The organism is Citrobacter sp. KH_055_1, assembly GCF_057838705.1.
In genome coordinates this window covers 3176673-3196268 of sequence record NZ_CM174473.1, presented here as the reverse complement: position 1 = coordinate 3196268, position 19596 = coordinate 3176673, and the positions used below count along the sequence as shown (strand labels likewise).

General features: G+C 51.8%; 18 protein-coding genes. 5 read left to right on the top strand and 13 right to left on the bottom strand.

Annotation, left to right across the window (positions count from 1 at the left end):
- Positions 1-296: 296 nt before the first annotated feature.
- The 4 genes from AC3ITF_RS15140 to mcbA form a co-directional block, all read right to left on the bottom strand.
- Positions 297-563, bottom strand: coding sequence for a DksA/TraR family C4-type zinc finger protein (locus AC3ITF_RS15140; RefSeq protein WP_153880151.1), 267 nt, complete (start codon positions 561-563; stop codon positions 297-299).
- A 76-nt stretch (positions 564-639) separates the two neighbouring features.
- A complete protein-coding gene (ybiX, locus tag AC3ITF_RS15135) occupies positions 640-1317 on the bottom strand; it encodes a PKHD-type hydroxylase YbiX (protein ID WP_135912352.1) in 678 nt (225 codons plus the stop codon).
- A gap of 43 nt (positions 1318-1360) precedes the next feature.
- On the bottom strand, positions 1361-3646 hold the full coding sequence (locus tag AC3ITF_RS15130) for a catecholate siderophore receptor Fiu (RefSeq protein ID WP_181618972.1): 2286 nt from the start codon (positions 3644-3646) through the stop codon (positions 1361-1363).
- A 288-nt stretch (positions 3647-3934) separates the two neighbouring features.
- Positions 3935-4195: a DUF1471 family periplasmic protein McbA gene (gene mcbA, locus AC3ITF_RS15125; protein WP_096757757.1), complete on the bottom strand. Its 261-nt coding sequence runs from the start codon at positions 4193-4195 to the stop codon at positions 3935-3937.
- A gap of 211 nt (positions 4196-4406) precedes the next feature.
- On the opposite strand from mcbA, the gene rlmF reads away from it, so the two are divergent.
- Entirely contained in the window at positions 4407-5333 is a 927-nt protein-coding gene (gene rlmF / locus AC3ITF_RS15120; RefSeq protein ID WP_096757756.1) for a 23S rRNA (adenine(1618)-N(6))-methyltransferase RlmF, read from the top strand.
- Here the strand turns inward: rlmF and ybiO are convergent.
- The 6 genes from ybiO to rhtA all read right to left on the bottom strand — a co-directional run bounded on the left by ybiO (position 5330) and on the right by rhtA (position 12006).
- Positions 5330-7564 carry a mechanosensitive channel protein gene (gene ybiO / locus AC3ITF_RS15115; RefSeq protein ID WP_489175806.1) on the bottom strand — a complete coding sequence of 745 codons (2235 nt, stop codon included), beginning with the start codon at positions 7562-7564 and terminating at the stop codon, positions 5330-5332. The two genes, rlmF and ybiO, sit on opposite strands and share 4 nt — an antisense overlap.
- A 118-nt stretch (positions 7565-7682) precedes the next feature.
- Entirely contained in the window at positions 7683-8405 is a 723-nt protein-coding gene (gene glnQ, locus AC3ITF_RS15110) for a glutamine ABC transporter ATP-binding protein GlnQ (protein WP_115258988.1), read from the bottom strand.
- Complete coding sequence (gene glnP / locus AC3ITF_RS15105) at positions 8402-9061, bottom strand: glutamine ABC transporter permease GlnP (protein WP_096757753.1); 660 nt, start codon at positions 9059-9061, stop codon at positions 8402-8404. The genes glnQ and glnP overlap by 4 nt, the downstream gene beginning before the upstream one ends.
- A gap of 137 nt (positions 9062-9198) precedes the next feature.
- Complete coding sequence (gene glnH / locus AC3ITF_RS15100; protein ID WP_096757752.1) at positions 9199-9945, bottom strand: glutamine ABC transporter substrate-binding protein GlnH; 747 nt, start codon at positions 9943-9945, stop codon at positions 9199-9201.
- A gap of 365 nt (positions 9946-10310) precedes the next feature.
- Positions 10311-10814: a DNA starvation/stationary phase protection protein Dps gene (gene dps, locus AC3ITF_RS15095; protein WP_117341677.1), complete on the bottom strand. Its 504-nt coding sequence runs from the start codon at positions 10812-10814 to the stop codon at positions 10311-10313.
- A 304-nt stretch (positions 10815-11118) separates the two neighbouring features.
- Positions 11119-12006: a threonine/homoserine exporter RhtA gene (rhtA, locus tag AC3ITF_RS15090; protein ID WP_096757750.1), complete on the bottom strand. Its 888-nt coding sequence runs from the start codon at positions 12004-12006 to the stop codon at positions 11119-11121.
- 343 nt (positions 12007-12349) lie between these two features.
- Here rhtA and ompX point away from each other — a divergent pair, with 343 nt between their 5' ends.
- Positions 12350-12865: an outer membrane protein OmpX gene (gene ompX / locus AC3ITF_RS15085; protein WP_096757749.1), complete on the top strand. Its 516-nt coding sequence runs from the start codon at positions 12350-12352 to the stop codon at positions 12863-12865.
- Positions 12866-12929: 64 nt separating this feature from the next.
- Here ompX and AC3ITF_RS15080 read toward each other — a convergent pair whose 3' ends face one another.
- Complete coding sequence (locus AC3ITF_RS15080; protein WP_115258987.1) at positions 12930-14516, bottom strand: phosphoethanolamine transferase; 1587 nt, start codon at positions 14514-14516, stop codon at positions 12930-12932.
- A gap of 277 nt (positions 14517-14793) precedes the next feature.
- Positions 14794-14922, bottom strand: a complete 129-nt coding sequence (gene mntS, locus AC3ITF_RS15075) for a manganase accumulation protein MntS (RefSeq protein ID WP_096757748.1) — start codon at positions 14920-14922, stop codon at positions 14794-14796.
- A 186-nt stretch (positions 14923-15108) separates the two neighbouring features.
- Between mntS and mntR the strand changes: the two genes are divergently transcribed.
- On the top strand, positions 15109-15582 hold the full coding sequence (mntR, locus tag AC3ITF_RS15070; RefSeq protein ID WP_096757747.1) for a manganese-binding transcriptional regulator MntR: 474 nt from the start codon (positions 15109-15111) through the stop codon (positions 15580-15582).
- Positions 15579-16688 carry an anion transporter gene (locus AC3ITF_RS15065; RefSeq protein ID WP_181517388.1) on the top strand — a complete coding sequence of 370 codons (1110 nt, stop codon included), beginning with the start codon at positions 15579-15581 and terminating at the stop codon, positions 16686-16688. Before mntR ends, AC3ITF_RS15065 begins: the two co-directional genes overlap by 4 nt.
- Before the next feature lie 90 nt (positions 16689-16778).
- Here the strand turns inward: AC3ITF_RS15065 and ldtB are convergent, their stop codons facing one another.
- A complete protein-coding gene (gene ldtB, locus AC3ITF_RS15060; RefSeq protein ID WP_115258985.1) occupies positions 16779-17699 on the bottom strand; it encodes a L,D-transpeptidase in 921 nt (306 codons plus the stop codon).
- Positions 17700-17924: 225 nt separating this feature from the next.
- Here ldtB and AC3ITF_RS15055 point away from each other — a divergent pair, with 225 nt between their 5' ends.
- Positions 17925-19517, top strand: a complete 1593-nt coding sequence (locus AC3ITF_RS15055) for an ABC-F family ATPase (RefSeq protein ID WP_135912347.1) — start codon at positions 17925-17927, stop codon at positions 19515-19517.
- The last annotated feature ends 79 nt before the right edge of the window (positions 19518-19596 follow it).

Sequence of the window (19596 nt, the reverse complement as noted above, 5' to 3'; positions counted from 1 at the left end):
AATCTCTCGCAGGTTATTCTGTTAGTCAGTGTTTTGTTCGGTAGACGTTGTTTTGTCGATGTGAGAAGTATCACGTTTTTTTAGGTGAGAGAAAATCGAATAGAATTGACGACATCAATCAAAAAAATTGAATGACAAATAACTTATTGAATATTAATAAATTCGGAAGGCGGATTTACAGTTCTTGTCATTGCGATTTACAGAGCCAGCGACAACGGCACATTTTGCTACACTCATTGCAAAAAACCGTGCTCGTAAAGGAAATCGTATGCGCTGAAACTTTTGGTAAAGAAGGGTCAACGTAGCTGGCTGTCTTTCGATCCTCTGCGATTATATCCTGAGTATGAGGTGTTATGTGAATCTTTATCCTGCTGACAGGCGATGCATAAACGTACCCCAGGTACCGCCTCGCGCCGGGCCTGAGGGATAGGATTGCCACATTCTTCGCATTCATACAGACTTTCACCCGTGGGTAACTCACCACGGACGCGAGCAACAGCATCTTCAATAGTATTGTTGATCTGTTCGTTCACCGCGTCGTCATTTGCCCATCCGGATGCCATAGCCCCTCCGTACATTCAGTTTGTATAATAATTATAGTGAATGATATGGATGGTAAACGAACGCACAAGCGTACCGTCAGATTTCAGACCATTCGCGTAGCAGATTATGGTAGAGATTGAGCAGCGATGGGATCTCGGCGCTTTCACCGTGGCGTGCCTTCAGGGACTGGATGTTCTTATCCAATTCAAAGAGCATGGCGCGTTTTTTATCGTCGCGGATCATCGACTGGATCCACATAAACGACGCTATACGAACGCCGCGCGTCACCGGTGTAACGCAATGCAGACTGCTGGAAGGGTAAAGCACCAGGTCGCCAGCCGGAAGTTTGACCGCATGCTGACCGTAAGTGTCATTGACCCGCAACTCTCCCCCCTCATAGCTGTCGGGGTCACTTAAGAATAATGTGGCGGAAAGGTCGGTACGCATCCAGCCGCTTTCCGGGTGGCTACGCACCGCGCCATCAACGTGAAAGCCGTAGGTCTCTGCGTTCTGATAACGATTGAACAACGGCGCGGAGATTGTTTTTGGCAATGCTGCAGCAAAGAACAGCGCGCTGCTGTTCACGGCGGCCAGCACCTCTTTATGTAACGCAGCATAGCGCTCGCTCTGCGTATCAACCTGCTGGTTATTTTTGACCTGAGCACCCTGAACGCCTGTGGTAGCACGGCCATCTATCCACTCGGCTGAATCCAACTGTTCGCGAAACCAGGCAACGTCCTGCGGCGATAAGACGCCAGGAATGTGGTACATCATCAGTGTTTCTCCTGAAAGTGGGGCTTGCGCCCCACGTGATACATCAGAAATGCATATTGGCGGTGAGCAGGAAGGTTCTCGGCTCACCCGGATGGTAACGGTATCCGCTCTTGTTGATCGAGGAGACATAATCGGTGTCAAACAGGTTATAGACGTTAAGCTGGAAATCGAGGTTGCGGTTTACGCGATATCCCAGTTTGGCATCCGCGACCCAGTAGCTTTCAGTAAAGGATGGCGTGCCCACCGCGCCGTCCGCGCCGCGATGCATACTGCCCACGTAGCGTGCGCCTGCGCCAACGGAGATATCATCCGTTGCCTGATACTGACTCCACAGGGTGAATGCATGTTCCGGTGTATACGGCAGGGAGGATGAACCATCCTGAGCGACGTCTTTACCGTTATGGACCGTGGCGCGCTGCTGGGTATATCCGCCAATCACCTGCCATGCCGGGGTAATGTTGCCGGCAACCGACAGTTCGTACCCTTCAACGCGTTTCTCCCCATACTGGGACCAGGTACCGTCATCGTTCTGCTCGACCTCGTTCTCAATGTCGGTGCGGAAAATCGCGGCGGTTAACAGCAGGCGCTTATCCAGTACTTCCCATTTGGTGCCAATTTCGCTGGTCTTTGCTTTTTGCGGTTTAAAATCAGTACGGTTGGCGCTGTTGCCGGTACCGCTCTGGGCGAGGGCAAAATTGCTGCCACCCGGCGGTTGCTGAGAGACCGCATAGTTAATGTAAATGTTGCCGTTATCTGTCAGATGATAAAGCGCGCCCGCTTTCCAGTTCACCAGATTACCAGACTTAGCGGTATCGACGGTGGTGACCGGCGATCCTTTGGCTACGCCTGCCGGGCAAGCGACAGCACCGCGCCCGGATGCACCGCATGCCGTGGCGCTGTCATACTCGGTGCGGTAGTTATCGAGACGAATGCCGCCGTTCAGCTCAAACTCACGGGTAATTTGCAAGGTGTCGAATGCATAAATGCCGAAGGTGTCGGTCTGGCCGTTGGCGTTGGCACCGTTACGGTTTAATCCACCCACGCTGACGTTGCTGTTGGGATGGTAAATATTCACCGGCGGTGGCGAGATCGGCACTACGCCGTAGTTGGTCTGCGTTTCACGCGTAAACTCTACGCCGGTGCTGATGTCATGGCCAATGGCACCGGTATAAAATTTTGAGGTCAGGTTGGTCTGGTTGGTGAGGATTTTGTTGCTGACATCTTTGGTATTGGCCAGACGCGACCAGGTCCAGGTGTCTACGCTGCTGGTTGGCTGCGTGATATTTGACGCGCCGCCCATCACCGCCGTCATCAGGTAATCTTGTTTGACGCGTGACCAGCGCGTGGTATTGCGCACGGTGGTGCTGTCGCTCAGATCATGCTCAAAACGCATCGTCGCGGTATCGGTCGTCGAGTCGTCGTAATCCGAATCGGTGCCATAGAAATTATGCGTATCCACTTTCCCTGAATGATTCAGGGCAGAAGTCCCCGCAGAAGGTGCAGAGTACCCCGGCAGGCCGATGGTGGGAACACCGCCGTCCGGCGTGTTGTGCTGGGTGACGTGCAAGTAGTTCAGATACAGACGATTTTCGGTGCCTAAACCAAAGGCGATGGACGGGGCCACGCCGTAACGTTCATTTTTAACGTTATCGCGTCCGGCATCGTGCGTCTTTTCGCCCATCAGGTTTAATCGTGCGGCGGTGGTCTCGCCAATGGCCTGATTGATGTCCAGCGTACCGCGGCGGAACCAGGCGCTGCCGACGCTGGCAGAGGCATCAATGCCTGAGTCAGTGCGCGGTTGCTTGCTGATCATGTTGATAGAGCCGGTCGGCGCGCTGCGGCCATAATCGGTACCGGAAGGACCTTTAATCACTTCAACTTGTTCGGTATTGAAGGTATCGCGCGTCACGCTGCCAATATCGCGAACGCCGTCGATGTAAATGCTGTTCGAGGTATCGGCCCCACGCATATAAATCGCGTCACCGGTGGTGGAGTTGCCGTTTTCACCGGCGAAAAATGCGCCTACGCCCGGCACGTTCTTTAGCGCATCGGTCAGATTTGTTGCCCCTTGATCCTTAATGACCTGCTCAGAAATCACCGTCATGGTGCGCGTTGTATCAGCAACAGGACGGGAGAATTTCGGATCGGCAGAGTGGGTGGGGGCGTACAGCGACGGTTTGGCGGCTTCTACGACCAGCGTATCTTCTTGTTTCTTATCCTGATCACCTGCAGCGACTGCTTGAGCGACCGGAGACAGGCCGATGCACAGACCGGCAAAAAAGGTGAGTGAATGGAAACTACTGGACGGCAGGTTGCGATTTTTATCCATGTTAATGAGTAGCTTATTATTTTTTGAGTAGAAGGTTTCACTCGTGCGAAGGGACATCTCTTTGGATGTTACGCCTGCAGGTCTCGCCGTAATGAAATGCGTAATTGATAATGATTTTGATAAGCATTATTAATCAGTGCGACTTTTTAGCATTCATTAATTCAAAAATAAATACATTTATTTACATTGGATTTAAAATTCCAACATGATGGTTACAAATTGTGCAGGGAGTACGGAGAACAAAAAAGAAAACTGCATTCAGGACGAATGCAGTTAGGCTGAGGGAGATTACTTGTAGATAGTTGCGGTACCGTACATCTGATTTTTACCGCCAGCAGCATTAACCACAAAGCCTTTTGCGCCTTGCTCTTTCGCTTTTTCCGCCAGCTTGTCTTCAAGATCGGTCAGGCTTGACGCGCCGGTAGCCGACACGGTTCCGGAAGCCTGTAGCGGGCCGGTGGCAGGACTGGTGTTAGGTGGTGCAGCAAAAGACGCAAATGTCATGCCGGTGAGTACGGTAGCGGCAAGGAGTGTGAGGCATTTCTTCATAATGATATCCTCTGAGAAACAACGGGTAGTGCCTGATAAGTTTAGGACGTCATTGCCGGACGTTTACCGCAAAAAATTGATGGACAACTGAGTGTTTTTTGAACGATTTGTTTTGTGGAAATCCAGCACAAATTATCGATTTTCCGTGCCATGCGTGTTTACCGCGTGGCGTTATGCGGGTATCTTACGCCGCTGTTAATAGGAGAATGTTATGCCCCCCCAGAAACCGGGATTACACCCACGCAACCGCCACAATGGCCGTTACGATCTTGCCACGTTATGCCAGGTTACGCCCGAATTGACGCAATTCCTCACCATTACGCCAGGCGGCGAGCAGAGCGTTGATTTTGCTAACCCATTGGCTGTGAAGGCGCTGAATAAAGCCCTGCTGGCGCATTACTATGCGGTGGCTAATTGGGATATTCCGCAAGGTTACCTGTGCCCACCGGTACCGGGTCGGGCGGATTACATTCATCATCTGGCCGATCTATTGGGCGAAACGACGGGAACTATCCCGGCGAATGCGAGCGTGCTGGACGTCGGCGTTGGGGCAAACTGTATCTATCCGCTGATTGGCGTGCACGAATATGGTTGGCGGTTTACCGGCAGTGAGACCAGCCAGGAAGCATTGAGCAGCGCACTGGCGATCGTTAACGGTAATCCGGGGTTAACCCGTGCTATTCGCCTGCGCCGTCAGAAAGATTTGTCGTCTATCTTCAACGGAATTATTCATAAGAATGAACAGTTCGAAGCGACACTGTGCAATCCGCCGTTCCATGATTCAGCGGCTTCTGCCCGCGCCGGAAGTGAGCGTAAACGTCGTAACCTGGGACAGGACAAAGACGATGCGCTGAACTTTGGTGGGAAACAGGAGGAGCTCTGGTGTGAAGGTGGCGAAGTGGCGTTTATCAAAAAAATGATCGCCGAAAGCCAGGCCTTTGGTCGCCAGGTGATGTGGTTCACCACGCTGGTTTCACGCGGTGAAAATCTGCCACCGCTGTACCACGCCCTGACGGATGTGGGTGCGGTGAAAGTGGTCAAAAAAGAAATGGCCCAGGGGCAAAAGCACAGCCGCTTTATTGCCTGGACCTTTATGGATAACGATCAGCGTCGCCGTTTTATGGCGCGTCAGCGCTAAATCGTCGGTTCTGTCGGCGGCAGCGGATCGGCTGCTGCCGTGGGGCCATTCACCGGTGCGGGCAAAACCTGGTAGGTCTGTACCGGCGCGCGCACGTTGGCCAAATCAAAGTATTTTTTCACCTGACTGTCGAGCGCAAAGCGTACCGCCCACTGCTTCAGCGGTAAGGTGGTGAACGACACCCGCAGCGTAAACGCCGTATTGGTTAACCCGACAATGCCCGCGAATGACGGCTCGCCAATAATGAATCCGCGAATATCTTCTCGTTCCATCACCGCCGTAACGGCATCCTTCAACGCCTGATTGGCTTTATCGGCATCCTCATGGCGGTCCACGTCGTAATTGGCGACGACCGATCCAATACCCCGTACAAAGTTGGCGAAGGTGGTTATCGATGACCACGGGATAATATGGTACGCCCCGGTGTCCTGGCGCACACCGACTGAGCGAATCGACATGCGTTCAACCGTGCCGGTTAGCGGACCGATGGTGACCAAATCACCGGTGTTCATGCCATTTTCAAACTGGATAAAGATCCCGGTAATAATATCTTTTACCAGCGTCTGCGAGCCGAAGGAGATAGCCAGCCCCAGCGCGCCCGCGCCTGCCAGTAACGGGGCAATATTGACCCCAATTTCCGACAACACGATCATGATAGTGATGGTGCTGATAATCACCGCCAGCGCGTTGCGAAACAGTGTCAACAGTGTACGGGTACGTGCGCTGGGCAGGGGCCGGCCGTGGATATCCGAGGTCAGGCGGTTTTCAATCAGGCTGGCGAGCAGGGTCCAGCCGATAGCGGAGAAGAATAAAATCAGCGCGATACGGATCAGAATATCCACCGTTTTTTCTCCCGCGCCGTAATGCAGCCAGTTCCAGAAGTCGAACAGCCCCCAGGCGTTGAGCAGCAACATGATGGCGACACAGACCGTCAGGATCCGCGCGATGCTTAACGCCGTCGACAGCCAACCATTCAGGCGTTTTTGCAATTCCGGATAACTGCGCTGGGTGTGTGGTGAAAGCGTAATGGTTTTGGCTATCCAGCGGGAAAACATGCCAGAAATAAAGGCGGCGATGCCGATAATCACCAGGCTGCGCAGCGTTGCTCCCATCATAAACTTCAGGCTGTTGCCCGGATCAAACAGCGAGAAGAAAAACAGCACGATGAAATAGGCGCTAGCCAGCCAGTGCCAAACCAGCGCAAAGGCGCGGATAAACAGGCTGAAAAAAGCCAGCGACCTTTCTGCCAGACTCTGCAAATGCTCGGTGATCTCTTTCTTGTTCCTGAAGATCAGATACAGCGCCCACAGCGTAATGCACAGCATGATGATGACGTTAGCCATGGCGCCAACCTGTACATTGACCTGATTCGAGACGATGGGCACCACTACGATCAGCCCGTAGCCAATCAGGCTGCTGAGTGAGCTCAGGCGACGATTCCAGTAGCGTGCGCTTGCAGTCTGAATGTTGAACGGACGCAACTCGGCCACCGTCGGGCAAAATATCAGGCGTAAAATGGCCTTAAAGAACTCAATCAACGCGAAGGCATTAAGAAACAAACTTTGCTGGAAAGCGATGGGGCGGCTGCCGGCGTTCATGCGATCGCTTAAGATCTGCCCAACAAACAGCGTCAGGGCCAGCAGCAATAAATCGATGATGAACGCGCCAATAATCATGGCGGGAAGCTGTAGCCAGTTACTGCGGTCACGATTTTTTTGCCGCGCCCATTGCCCCATTTTGCGATACAGCGGCAACGCACATAAGCGTACCAGCCAGTAAAATCCGAACACGGATACCGCCAGCATAAAAAAGTGAGTCAGGGCATTGGTGAACGATTGCGGATTAAAAGTTTTGTGCGGAGCGTCGGTGATATTGCGATAAAGCTGGGCGAATCGGCTGGAGAGAGCTTCCCCGTAGTGGCGACTGACATCGGTCACGTTCTCGAGTACCGTTTTTTCTTCCGTCAGCGTGGGAGGTACGATAGTGGGGACCGGTTCAGGAGGCGGCGTTGCCGCTACTTTACGCAGTTGACCTATCAACTCCTGGCGTGAGGCATTATTCTCCAGCACGTCTGCCAGGGCACCGTAGGCGGCTTTTTTTTGCTCAACGTCAGGTTCAGCAGCGGGCTCCGCTGGCGGGCTGGCGGAGGTGGTGGACGTTACGCCGGGTATCGTGACCGCCTGAACGGGGACGCTCAGTAGAAAAAAACAGATGAATAAGATCCACCGCATGACTCCTCCCATGAGAAACAAACACAAAAGGATAAGTATAGATGCCCGGACGGGAGGGTCATGAAATCAGAACATTCTGGGGGAGAACCTCCCTTCGGGGAGAAGGGAGGTGTCAGCATCAGGAAACGTGCTGTAAAAATTCCTGCAGACGCTGGCTGGGCGGATTTTCAATCAAGGTTTGCGGATTACCGTCTTCGGCAATACGGCCCTTATCAATGAAGATCAGGCGTGAGGCCACTTTTTCGGCAAAGCCGATTTCGTGGGTCACAATCACCATCGTCATACCTTCTTCCGCCAGATCCTGCATGACTTTCAGCACTTCGTGACGCAGTTCCGGGTCAAGGGCTGAGGTCGGCTCATCAAACAGCATCATTTTTGGCTTCACCGCCAGCGCACGGGCGATCGCCACACGCTGTTGCTGGCCGCCTGAAAGCTCAGAAGGGTAGTGATGCGCACGCTCGGCGAGGCCCACTTTAGCCAGTAACTCTTTGGCCTGTTTCTCAGCCTGATCTTTCTTCGCCCCGCGCACGCGCAGCGGCCCAAACATGACATTCTCCAGCGCGGTCAGGTGTGGGAACAGATAGAACTGCTGGAATACCATCCCGGCTTCCTGGCGTATTAACCGCTCGTCGACCTTCGGATCGTTGACCTTCAGACCATCGACAATCAGTTCGCCGGAGGTTATCTCTTCCAGCTTGTTAATGCAGCGCAGCAGGGTCGACTTACCGGAGCCGGAAGGCCCGATAATCACCACGACTTCGCCCTGACCAATATTCAGATCGATGTTATGCAGCACCTGGGTAGGACCAAAATGCTTAGAGACGTTTTTAAATTCAATCACAGGATTTTCATCCTTCTTTCCAGACGACGCAGAACGAAGCTCAGCACCAGCGTAATAATCAGATAGAACACCGCAACGGCGCTCCAGATTTCCAGTGCGCGGAAGTTACCGGCAATGATTTCCTGACCCTGACGGGTCAGTTCAGCGACGCCAATGACAATAAACAGTGAGGTATCTTTAATGCTGATGATCCACTGGTTACCCAGCGGTGGCAGCATACGACGCAGCGCGAGCGGTAAAATGACGTGACGAATAGTCTCTGTGCGTGAGAGACCCAGCGCCAGCCCGGCTTCGCTGAAACCTTTATGAATTGAGAGCACTGCGCCACGGGTGATTTCCGCGATGTAGGCACCGGAGTTAATCATGATGGTGACGACGGCGGCGCTGAAAGGATCAATGCGTAAGTCGTTAAACGCCATCGGCAGGGCGAAGTAAATAAACATCACCTGCACAACAATGGGGGTGCCGCGGATGACTTCGATAAATACCAGCGCAACGTGGTTGGCTATCCAACCGCCGAAGGTACGTGCAAAACCTGCTGCCAGCCCGATTACCAGGCCGCCAGCCAGACCGAGGACCGAAATCCACAGGGTCATTTTGGCGCCTTCAATCAAGAGCGGAATGGCGGGCCAAATGGCACTCCAGTCAAACTGCATATGTCGTTCCTGTTACCGTGGTGTAAATATTCAAATGCCTGTTTTGCCGGATGCGCCAGGCTTATCCGGCCTACAGGTCTCAAATCTGCTGGTGTAGGCCCGGTAAGCTTCGCGCTACCGGGCAACATCGCGAGTTATTATTTAGGTTCAGTACCGAACCATTTTTTGTAGATTTCGTTGTATGTGCCGTTCTCTTTCAGCGTTTTCAGCGCGCCGTTCACTTTCTCACGCAGTTCGTCGCTGCCTTTCGGGAAGGCAATACCGTACTGTTGGGCTTCCAGAGAATCGCCTACGGCTTTGAACTGGCCGTTGCCCGCAGTTTTGATGAAGTAAAGAATGTTTGGTGTGTCGTGCAGGACGGCATCTGCGCGGTTAGTGCCCAGTTCCATATACGCGTTATCGATGTTCGGGAACTGACGCAGATCTTTGGTTTTGATGTTTGCTTTCGCGTAATCGACAGAACCGGTTCCGCCTTTAACCGCAACCACTTTGCCATCCAGATCTTTCACGCTTTTCACGTCGTTATTGTTGGCTTTAACCATCACTAACAGGCCGCTTTTGTAGTAGCCGTCAGAGAAGTCGATCGCTTTTTTACGTTCTTCGGTGATGGTGATACCTGCCAGCGCCAAATCGATATTTTTGGTTTGCAGCGCAGGGATGATGCCGCTGAAATCCATCGGTTTCAGTTCATAATCCAGCTTCAGCTCTTTGGCCACGGCAGCCCACAGATCCACATCAAAACCGACGTATTTGTCACCCTGCTTGAATTCAAACGGAACAAAAGCGGTGTCAGTTGCGACAACGAGTTTCTTATCCGCGGCATGAGAAGACACCGCAAAAGCCAGGGTAAGTGCAGCCAGTGAAACTTTTAATACAGACTTCATAGGATTTCCTTTTATATCCACGGGGCGATCCCCTGCGAGAACATATGTCTTAATGAAATAATCGTGCCAATTTTGCAACTTATTGTTTTAACAAGAAGGTGTTACGTTTTGCTGCACAATAAGTAGGGCAAAGTGGGCAGCCTGCACCGTTTCGGGGCACTCATTTGGTGCGTGAAGGGGGCGGCACAAACGATATGACTATTTAGCGTAAAAATTGTTGATAAAACAATCTTTCGTTAACGATTGTGTGAGGTGATTATTACAAATATTTTACTTTACAGTGATAATCGATCAATGTTATGCACTAAAAAAGTGCAAAACCCCCGCCGGGGCGAGGGTTATATAGGAATTTCTTATCATGACCGTTATTCGATGTTGGCTTCGATAAACCACAAGAATTTGTCGAGATCGCGCGACGCAGCGGTGAAAATATCGGCGGTATCTTCATCTTTGGCTTCACTAATAGCTTTACGCACGCTGTTAGCGACCACGGCATAGCGTTCAGCCAGCTCTTTTAAGTGATCCTGCACGCTGTGAATATCCAGCGGGTAACTTTTCAGCGACGTTTTGCTGTTAATAACCTGCGTTGTCCCCAGCGCTACGCCACCTAACTGCACGGCGCGCTCGGCCATGGTGTCGAGGTGGTCGGTTAACGCGGTACGAAAGCCATCCAGCATTTCATGTACGGCAATAAAATTAGCGCCGCGCATGTTCCAGTGCGCTTGTTTGGTGATGAGTGACAGGTCGATGAACTGGATCACCTGCTGATTCAACAGCTCCACAGTCGCTTTCTTATCACTGTCGGATACATCGTTACGGGTATAAAGAAGGGGGGATGCTTTTGCTTTTACCAGTTTTGCGGTACTCATAATCTCATATCCTCTTGATATCTATGTTCCAGGTCATTCAACAAGAGTAAGTATAGACCTAAAATTAGTTTTAATTTTCTGGCCTTACCTATCACTTTAATAGTGAACAGGATGGGAAATATAAATATTCAATTGGATCATATGCATAAGTGCAATTGTAATCTGTTGTCAGCTATTTTTTCTGGATGTTTATATTCGTAGGAAATAGGAATTGAGAAACAATGGCGCTATAAGAATAATAATCACTGAGATAAACAAAAGGCTATTCTGCATGATTATGCAAACCATGCAGAATAACGGCAGGTTAATTCACGTCAAGTTGCTTAATTTGCGGCTCTTTACGGATGGTAAGCGTAGAGCCCATTGACGCGGCAATAATGGCTCCCAGCGCCAGCATTTGTACCATCGTCAGCGTTTCTCCGAGGAAGATCATGCCCGAAACAGCCGCCAGCGCAGGCTCCATGCTCATCAGCGTGCCAAAAGTGCGCGTAGGCAGGCGCGTTAAGGCGATCATTTCCAGCGAATAGGGCAGCGCCGTAGAGAGGACGGCGACCGCTAAGCCCAATGGCAGAATCGACCAGTGCCACAGCGCATCTCCGGCCTGAATCGCGCCCAGCGGCACGAAAATGATCGCTGCAATCAGCGACCCTACCGCCACGGTTGCCGGGCCATGCTCTTCACCAGCACGCTGGCCGGTAAGAATATAGACTGCCCAGCAGGCACCTGCGCCCAGCGCCAATGCGGCTCCGGTTAAGTCGACGTGCGACACGTCCTGACCCAACGGCAGCAGGAACCAGAGCCCGAGTACGGCCAGTGCGACCCAAATGAAATCCACTGGGCGTCGGGAAGAGAACAGCGCGACTGCCAGCGGTCCGGTGAACTCCAGCGCCACGGCAATACCGAGCGGGACGGTCTGAATCGACAGGTAGAAGAGATAGTTCATCCCACCCAGCGACAGACCATAAAACAGCAGAGGAAGACGCTGCTCTTTGGCAAAGCGTAACCGCCAGGGTTTAAAGAATGCGATGAGGATTAGCGTTCCCAGTGCCAGACGTAGCGCGGTAACGCCTGGTGCGCCGACAACAGGGAATAGCGACTTCGCCAGTGATGCTCCGCTTTGTATAGAGGACATTGCAATCAGCAGAACCAAAATAGGTAACCAGACTGGCGTTTTACGTGACGACCCCAGCATCCTTTCTCCTGTCAATTTAAGTAAAAGAGCGAGTGTACTGGAAATACACGCAGGTGGTTGAGTATTCGTTGAAAAAAAAACTGCACAGATCCGTACAATGGCCTGAAAGTGATGGATTAATAATCTGCGTGATTAGGAATTTTCCGGATGAATGTGCCGTATTGTGCGCGCAATAATGGCATTATTCGTTATAAAAGTGATGTTAATTGAAAGAGATAGTGGGTGTTTGAAATGTTCTGTTACATGAAAACCCCCGTTAGACATCGCTAATCGCAAAGAGTTTCCCATCAATTTTTGGTATATTTAAAACTTAAGATTTACTTGAAGCACATTTGAGGTGGTTATGAAAAAAATTGCATGTCTTTCAGCACTGGCCGCTGTTCTGGCTTTCTCCGCAGGTTCCGCTGTTGCGTCTACTTCTACCGTGACCGGTGGTTATGCTCAGAGCGATGCTCAGGGCGCTGCGAACAAAATGAACGGTTTTAACCTGAAGTATCGCTACGAGCAGGACAACAACCCGCTGGGCGTAATCGGTTCTTTCACTTACACTGAAAAAGATCGTACCGATGCTTCTGGCGACTACAACAAAACCCAATACTACGGCATCACTGCAGGTCCTGCTTACCGTCTGAACGACTGGGCAAGCATCTACGGCGTTGTTGGTGTTGGCTACGGTAAATTCCAGAACGCAGCATCTCCTGCTGACAACCACAGCACCAGCGACTACGGTTTCTCTTACGGTGCGGGCCTGCAGTTCAACCCGATCGAAAACGTTGCTCTGGACTTCTCTTACGAGCAGAGCCGTATTCGTAGCGTGGACGTTGGCACCTGGATTGCTGGCGTGGGTTACCGCTTCTAATCACTTCGGTGATATGAAAAATCCGCCTCTAGGGGCGGATTTTTTTTGTCTGTGATTTGCACGGTTAGCGTGATTTGGTCTCGAAGATATCGGTACCAAGATGGTTGTAGTCCACCTTCTGTAATTTAAAGTTGGTGATATACACCGGTCCGGCTTTTTTCTCCGAGATAAAGCGGTAGCGGTTGGTAATTTCTTTCGCGCTGATCCCGGTCCACTGCGAGAAAAAGCTCAGGAAGTCATTCGCGGAACGACGGGCTTTAATCACTCGGTGTGCTTTATCGTCGCTGGATATCACCATAAACGGCACCTGGAAATTCTGCTGGAACTGATCGTCGTGTGCCAAATACTGCACTTCTTTACCGCGTTCTTTAAAGGCGAGCCCATGATCGGAGAAGTAAACCATCGAGAAGCTGTCGCCGCTGTTACGCAGCTGATCGTAGAGCTGGCGCAGCAGGTCGTCGGTCTGCTTCATGGTGTACAGATAACACGATGTCTCTCTCGACTGAACGAAGGTCTCGTATTTTCCCTGGGTACGATCGCAGGCCTGCGGATGCGAACCCATCAAGTGCAGCACGATGAGCTGGGGTTGAGTTCGCTCCGTTTCTAACACCTGAGCAGTCATCTTCAACAGCGCTTCATCGCGGGTGTTCTTATCGGCTTCGAAGTCACCGTTTTTCAGGAAATGAACTTCGTCAGCGCGTTTGGCGATACTGGCGATTGCCGTATCGTATTCACCGATCTGTCCCTGGTTAGAGAACCACCACGTCTGGAATCCGGCGCGGTTGGCGAGGGTGACAAAGTTATCCTGGAACTGCGGCTTATCATCGACCACCCGATTCAGCGTTAAGCCAAGTGATTTCTGCGTTGATCCGCTGGCCGCGATGTAATCTGCAAAAATATAGCCGTTAACGCTGCTGGCAAACGGTGTGTTGTCCCAGTGGCCGCCAAACGCGCCTAGCGCATCACGACGGGCGCTTTCACCAATCACCACGACATAGGTGTGGTACTTAGGTTTCACCGCCGTCACAGTCCAGGTGTCTTTAACGCTCGCCAGCTTCGCCATGCGGTCTTGTTCATCAAGAACCTCGTAATTATTGACGATAACGTCCTTGGCAAAGCGAAACACCGGATAGCCGGTATCTTTTAGTTTGAAGACGCCGCCCCAGGCGAGGTTTTGCACCGGCGTCACAAAAAACGCCACGATGCTGACCAGCAAACACAGACTGTCGAATTTATTCCAGCGGCGTTGCGTCGCGACTTTTTTACGCCGTACAGCGAGCACGCCGAGGGCAAAGATAAACACGCCAACCAGGTAGTTGTACCAAGGGAAGATGGTCAGGATTTCGGTGGACTCTTCCATGTTGGTCGAGTGCAGCGCCAGCAGGGTATTGAAGTTGGGCGAGCCGTAAGCCTGACCAAATGGAAAATACATTGCTGCAATCAGTGAACAAATGCCGATCAGCGTTTTTTGCGTGCGCGGTGCATATTGCCACAACAGCAGCAGTATGCAGGTAAAGGCGACGCTATAAAGCAGGCTAAGCGGATAGCCCAGTGCGAGGTTGATCAGCAGAGACTGTAAGAAATAAAAGCCAGTCCACGGGCTTAGCACCCGGCTACGAGCAATAAGCGAATCTTTGAGGGTTAAATTCATATGCCACTGTTGCAAAAACGCCATGTGCTTACCCTGGCGCAAAGGGTCATTGCCTGCCTGAGAGAGCGAGAAGAGGGATGAGGTCCGCATCTGCGAGCCGCAATATACGCAGGGCTGCGAAAAGATAGAGTGTGTACGGGAGAAGGTCAACTACTACAAAGAAAATGTTTTGCGAAGGGGATGGCAAAACGGACAAAAAGAAGGGTTATTGGGAGAAAAACTGACCACCGTATCGAGGAGACGGCAGGAAAAAGAAGCGGCGTACCGCGACGCCGCATTATTTTCCGGAAGGTTTATCCTGCTCCGGTTTGCCGTTGATCATGTCGCACAGCATCGCGATCAGCATTAACCGTACTTTAAAGGGAGAGTGACTAAACACGCGCATACACCTCTTGAATTCATTCATATGAACCTCCTGACTTCACATTCCCATCAGTCCTTGAGGGATGTCTTTATTATATACAGATATAGCACAGGCTATATTATATAGCTATTGCTAAAACGTTAAATTTTTGTGCCCAAGCAACTCTGGTTTACAATGGCCGCTCTCTAATCAGATGCTGTTAACGCGTCACAGGAACGAGGAAGCAGAATGAGTCGTCGCGCAGGTATGCCAACAACAAAAAAAGTGACGCAATTGGTGAATGTTGAGGAACATGTTGAAGGGTTTCGTCAGGTCAGGGAGGCACACCGACGTGAACTGATCGATGATTACGTGGAGCTGATTTCCGATCTCATTATTGAGGTGGGAGAAGCGCGTCAGGTGGATATGGCCGCCCGGCTTGGCGTTTCCCAGCCCACCGTTGCTAAGATGCTCAAGCGTCTTGCTTCTGTGGGGTTGATTGAAATGATCCCATGGCGTGGGGTGTTCTTAACCGCAGAAGGCGAGAAGTTGGCGCAGGAGAGTCGCGAGCGTCATCAGATCGTCGAAAATTTCTTGCTAATGTTAGGCATCAGCCCGGAAATCGCCCGCCGCGATGCGGAAGGGATGGAACACCACGTGAGCAAGGAAACGCTGGAGGCGTTTAGCCGGTTTACCCAACAGCAAGGCACCGACTCTGAATGAGTTTTCCTTTATTACGCGCATTGCAGCGCGATCGTTTTTTCCAGCTACTCATTATTACCGGGTGTGTACTGAGTCTGTTCGCGCCGTTTGCGCCCCGGAACTGGCCGGGGGCCATTGACTGGCACACGATTATTACGCTCGCAGGGCTGATGCTTCTGACCAAAGGTGTGGAGCTAAGCGGTTATTTTGATGTGCTAGGCCGCAAGATGACCCGCCGCTTTAAAACAGAACGTCAGCTGGCGATATTTATGGTGCTGGCGGCGGCGTTACTGTCGACGTTTCTGACTAACGATGTTGCCCTGTTTATTGTGGTTCCGCTCACCATCACCCTGAAAAAACTGTGCGCGATCCCGGTGAATCGTCTGATTATTTTTGAGGCACTGGCGGTCAACGCTGGATCGCTGCTGACGCCGATCGGTAATCCGCAGAACATCCTGATGTGGGGGCGATCCGGGCTGTCATTTACCGCGTTTACCTGGCAAATGGCGCCGCTCGCCGGTGCGATGATGCTAACGCTGGTGGCGCTGTGCTGGTTTAGTTTTCCGCGTAAAACGTTGCACTATCATACCGGCACGTCTGCACCTGACTGGCAACCCCGACTGGTGTGGAGTTGCCTGGCATTGTATCTGGTCTTTTTAACGGCGCTGGAACTCAAGCTTGAGCTTTGGGGGCTAGGGATTGTCGCTGCGGGCTTTATGGTGCTGGCTCGCCGTGTGATCTTAAGTGTGGACTGGACGCTGCTGCTGGTGTTTATGGCGATGTTTATCGATGTGCATCTGTTGACACAGTTACCTGTACTCGGGGGCATTTCGGGCCACGTTGGTACGCTTTCGCAACCCGGTCTATGGTTGACGGCAATCGGCCTGTCGCAATTTATCAGTAATGTGCCCAGCACTATTTTGCTGCTGAACTACGTCCCGCCAACGGTATTGCTGGCTTGGGCGGTCAATATTGGTGGTTTTGGACTGTTACCGGGATCGCTGGCGAACCTTATTGCCTTACGTATGGCAAACGATCGACGTATCTGGTGGCGTTTTCATTGGTATTCTGTGCCGATGCTGATCTGGGCGGCGCTGGTGGGATATGGTTTGCTGCAGATGATGTGAGGATTATGCCGGATGGCGCTAGCGCTTATCGGGCCTACTTAATCTGTAGGCCCGATAAGGCGACAGCCGGCATCCGGCATTTTTTGATGCTTAGTTCAGACGAACCGGCATACCAGAACGGTTCTGGACTGCCTGCTCAACGACGGCTTGGTCGACATCCGGCTGAGCGGTGATGCTCTTAATGCTCTTGGTCAACGTAATCGGTACGATTTCCCCGCCTTCGAACTGTTCTTCGGTAGTAGACAGTGGGTTATGCACCTCAATGTAGCGACTGCCGTCTGGCTCGGTCGTCGCTTTTACCGGTTCATCGATAAACTGGACGCGCGTGCCGACTGGAACGTTTTCAAACAGGAACTTGATATCTTCATTACGCAGACGCACGCAGCCGTGGCTGACGCGTAAGCCAACACCGAAGTTCGCGTTGGTCCCGTGGATGGCATACAGGCGACCGATATACAGTGCGTACAGACCCATCGGGTTATCCGGACCGGCCGGAACAACGGCTGGCAGCGGTTCGCCCGCAGCGCGGTATTCTGCGTGCATCTTGGCGGTTGGCGTCCAGGTCGGACCGGCTTTCTTACGTTCAACTTTGGTGGTCCAGTTAACCGGCGTGTCTTTACCTAACTGGCCGATACCAATCGGTAAAACGATCACGGTGTTGGTGCCTTTCGGGTAGTAGTACAGACGCATTTCAGCGCTGTTGATAACAATACCTTCATGCACGGTATCCGGCAGGATCAGCTGCTGAGGAATGTTCAGCACGGTGCCGCCCTTCGGCAGGAAGGTATCCACGCCCGGGTTGGCTTCCAGCATGTTGGACAGACCCATCTGGTATTCAGCCGCATAGTACTCCAGCGGTTGGGTGTTGCCTTCAGGAATGGTGATGACCTGGTTCTGGCCAATCAAACGGCTACCATCGGTAGGCAGCGGGTACGTGACGGCTGAGGCAGTGTTACAAAAACCAACTACTGCGAGCGCCGCCGCGAAAAGCGTTGTCAATTTCATATTCATTTTTGCGAGATTCTGAAGCCAAGCAGGCTAGTGGGTTGAGATTTATGTAGTGTTGGGCACGCATTATATGTGCATTCGGAGCAACAAGGAATTCGGATGTGTACTAAATCACATTTTTTTCCCTTTGCTTTCACTTTAACCCTCACGCACGAGAGGCGCGATCTTATTCCAGACTTATGGCATAATAAGCGGTTCGTCACATATTTCTTCTTTCAGGATACGCCAGTGTTAGTTTCCAGCAACGTCACCATGCAGTTCGGCAGTAAGCCGCTGTTTGAAAATATTTCCGTCAAATTTGGCGGCGGCAACCGTTACGGCCTGATTGGCGCCAACGGTAGCGGTAAATCCACTTTTATGAAAATTCTCGGCGGCGACCTCGAACCGACGCTGGGTAACGTTTCCCTCGATCCGAACGAACGCATTGGTAAGCTGCGTCAGGATCAGTTCGCTTTTGAAGAGTTCACCGTTCTGGACACCGTTATTATGGGTCACGCTGAACTGTGGGAAGTGAAACAGGAACGTGACCGTATCTATGCGCTGCCGGAAATGAGCGAAGAAGACGGCTACAAAGTTGCCGATCTTGAAGTTAAATACGGCGAGATGGACGGCTATTCGGCGGAGTCCCGCGCCGGTGAACTGCTGCTGGGCGTCGGTATTCCGGTAGAACAACATTACGGTCCGATGAGCGAAGTGGCACCAGGCTGGAAGCTGCGTGTGCTGCTGGCGCAGGCGCTGTTCTCTAACCCGGACATCCTGCTGCTCGATGAACCGACCAACAACCTGGACATTGATACCATTCGTTGGCTGGAGCAGACGCTGAACGAGCGTGACAGCACCATGATCATCATTTCGCACGACCGTCACTTCCTGAACATGGTCTGTACGCATATGGCGGATCTGGACTACGGTGAGCTGCGTGTTTATCCGGGTAACTATGATGAATACATGACGGCAGCAACCCAGGCACGTGAGCGTCTGTTGGCCGATAACGCCAAGAAAAAAGCGCAAATTGCCGATCTGCAATCCTTCGTCAGCCGCTTTAGCGCCAACGCCTCGAAATCTCGTCAGGCGACTTCTCGTGCGCGTCAGATTGATAAAATCAAGCTCGACGAAGTGAAAGCATCCAGCCGTCAGAACCCGTTCATCCGTTTCGAACAGGATAAGAAACTGTTCCGTAACGCGCTGGAAGTCGAAGCACTGACCAAAGGTTTTGATAACGGCCCGCTGTTTAAAAACTTCAATCTGCTGTTGGAAGTGGGCGAGAAGGTTGCCATCATCGGGGCTAATGGCGTGGGTAAATCGACCATGCTGAAAGTGCTGGTCGGCGACATGGCGCCGGATAATGGTACCGTTAAGTGGTCTGAGAATGCGCAAATCGGCTACTACGCGCAGGATCACGAATATGAGTTCGAAAACGATATGACCGTTTTCGAATGGATGAGCCAGTGGAAACAAGAAGGCGATGACGAGCAGGTTGTTCGCAGCTTCCTTGGCCGTCTGCTGTTCAGCCAAGACGATATCAAAAAGCCTGCTAAAGTGCTGTCCGGTGGTGAAAAAGGGCGCATGCTGTTTGGTAAGCTGATGATGCAGAAACCGAATATTCTGGTGATGGATGAACCTACCAACCACCTGGATATGGAATCTATCGAATCGCTGAACATGGCGCTGGAAATGTATCAGGGCACGCTGATCTTTGTTTCTCACGACCGCGAATTCGTCAGCTCGCTGGCCACCCGCGTGATTGAGATTACGCCGGAACGCGTAATCGACTTCACCGGTAACTACGAAGACTATCTGCGTAGCAAAGGCGTCGAATAATTATTCCGTCGTCTTTCGTGTTACAGGTGTGTTGGCTGCACCTGTTCACCCCGGTCACTTACTTATAATTCCATCCCCG

Bases quoted from the DNA above. Each gene is read 5' to 3' on its own strand.
- AC3ITF_RS15140 (WP_153880151.1), bottom strand. From the start codon at position 563: ATGGCATCCGGATGGGCAAATGACGACGCGGTGAACGAACAGATCAAC.
- ybiX (WP_135912352.1), bottom strand. From the start codon at position 1,317: ATGATGTACCACATTCCTGGCGTCTTATCGCCGCAGGACGTTGCCTGG.
- AC3ITF_RS15130 (WP_181618972.1), bottom strand. From the start codon at position 3,646: ATGGATAAAAATCGCAACCTGCCGTCCAGTAGTTTCCATTCACTCACC.
- mcbA (WP_096757757.1), bottom strand. From the start codon at position 4,195: ATGAAGAAATGCCTCACACTCCTTGCCGCTACCGTACTCACCGGCATG.
- rlmF (WP_096757756.1), top strand. From the start codon at position 4,407: ATGCCCCCCCAGAAACCGGGATTACACCCACGCAACCGCCACAATGGC.
- ybiO (WP_489175806.1), bottom strand. From the start codon at position 7,564: ATGCGGTGGATCTTATTCATCTGTTTTTTTCTACTGAGCGTCCCCGTT.
- glnP (WP_096757753.1), bottom strand. From the start codon at position 9,061: ATGCAGTTTGACTGGAGTGCCATTTGGCCCGCCATTCCGCTCTTGATT.
- glnH (WP_096757752.1), bottom strand. From the start codon at position 9,945: ATGAAGTCTGTATTAAAAGTTTCACTGGCTGCACTTACCCTGGCTTTT.
- dps (WP_117341677.1), bottom strand. From the start codon at position 10,814: ATGAGTACCGCAAAACTGGTAAAAGCAAAAGCATCCCCCCTTCTTTAT.
- rhtA (WP_096757750.1), bottom strand. From the start codon at position 12,006: ATGCTGGGGTCGTCACGTAAAACGCCAGTCTGGTTACCTATTTTGGTT.
- ompX (WP_096757749.1), top strand. From the start codon at position 12,350: ATGAAAAAAATTGCATGTCTTTCAGCACTGGCCGCTGTTCTGGCTTTC.
- AC3ITF_RS15080 (WP_115258987.1), bottom strand. From the start codon at position 14,516: ATGAATTTAACCCTCAAAGATTCGCTTATTGCTCGTAGCCGGGTGCTA.
- mntS (WP_096757748.1), bottom strand. From the start codon at position 14,922: ATGAATGAATTCAAGAGGTGTATGCGCGTGTTTAGTCACTCTCCCTTT.
- mntR (WP_096757747.1), top strand. From the start codon at position 15,109: ATGAGTCGTCGCGCAGGTATGCCAACAACAAAAAAAGTGACGCAATTG.
- AC3ITF_RS15065 (WP_181517388.1), top strand. From the start codon at position 15,579: ATGAGTTTTCCTTTATTACGCGCATTGCAGCGCGATCGTTTTTTCCAG.
- ldtB (WP_115258985.1), bottom strand. From the start codon at position 17,699: ATGAATATGAAATTGACAACGCTTTTCGCGGCGGCGCTCGCAGTAGTT.